This is a genomic window from Bradyrhizobium sp. Unk1, from assembly GCF_059512345.1.
In genome coordinates this window covers 1-1,125 of the sequence record NZ_JCAMOP010000184.1, presented here as the reverse complement: position 1 = coordinate 1,125, position 1,125 = coordinate 1, and the positions used below count along the sequence as shown (strand labels likewise).

General features: G+C 63.1%; 1 protein-coding gene. It reads right to left on the bottom strand.

All coding sequences use genetic code 11. The annotated features are described in order from the left end of the window. Positions 1–106: 106 nt before the first annotated feature. The gene (locus AC5ZFO_RS48000) at positions 107–1,066 is read right to left on the bottom strand and encodes an IS5 family transposase (protein ID WP_282525911.1); all 960 of its coding nucleotides are present in this window, start codon (positions 1,064–1,066) and stop codon (positions 107–109) included. Positions 1,067–1,125: the final 59 nt, after the last annotated feature.

The window sequence follows — 1,125 nt, the reverse complement described above, 5'->3', positions numbered from 1 at the left end:
GGGCCTGTTGCGTTATCGGCTCTTGAGGCTGAAGACGTCAGGAGAGAAGGCCTTGGTCCCGGTAATTTCCTGCCAAGATCTGTAGTTGTCGCCCTCGGCGGGCGGCTCACGCGGCGATCGTGGCCCACCGCCTCATGTTGAAGGCGATGGACGCGAGCAGGACTTGCCCGGTCGCCTTGGTCAGACCGACGTAGCGGATGCAGGTCAGCCGCATGCGGCGTTTGAGAGTAGCGAAGGTGGTCTCGACCTGGGCTCGGCGGCGCGCGATGAGGAGGTTGTAGCGTTTGAGCCTGGGCGGCAGCTCCGGGTGATGTCGGTTGGGCCGACGCGCGATGCGGGGTTTCTTGCCCTCCGCCTTCAGCCGGGCTCGTCGGGCATGGGTGTCGTAAGCCGCATCGGCCCACACCGCAGCTTCATCGCCGCGGATCAAAGCGTCCGCAGGCGTCGTGTCGTTGATGTTGGCCGCTGTGGTCAGTACCGCGCGGATCAAGCCGGATCCTTCGTCGACACCGACATGGGCCTTGTAACCGAAGGTCGAGCCGCCCTTGCCTTGCCGTTTGGTGAACCGGGCATCAGGATCGTTTGAGGGGCGGTCCTCCTTGGGCGGAGCCGACACTGCCTGGATCAAGGTCGCATCCAGCATCGTGCCGCGCTTGAGGATCACGCCAGCATTCTCAAGCTGACGATCCAGTTCGCCAAACAGCTTCTCCAGCAGGCGTTGTTCAACGAGCTGGTTCCGGAAGCGGTTCAGCACCGTATGGTCGGGCGTCGCATCCTCAAGGCTCAAACCGACGAAGCGCTTGAACGACAACCGGTCGCCCAGCGCCTCCTCGAGCTCTCGCTCCGAAAGACCATAGAGCGACTGCAACAGCACAGCACGAAACAGCACCAGCACCGGATAGCCTGGCCGACCCGGGCTTGCTTCATCCCGCAAATGGCCGATCAGCTTCTCGAACCGGTACCACTTGACCAGGCCAGCCAGCCGATCCAGCGCCGCATTGGCGCCGGCCCCCTTCGGCATCAGCGCTTCCACAAAGCTCGGCTGTCCCGTCTGCTTAACCGCCATCGCTACCCTCCAAGGCTTTGCCCGAGGGAATCACAATTGACGAATTACGCAACAGGCCC

Bases quoted from the DNA above. Each gene is read 5' to 3' on its own strand.
- AC5ZFO_RS48000 (WP_282525911.1), bottom strand. From the start codon at position 1,066: ATGGCGGTTAAGCAGACGGGACAGCCGAGCTTTGTGGAAGCGCTGATG.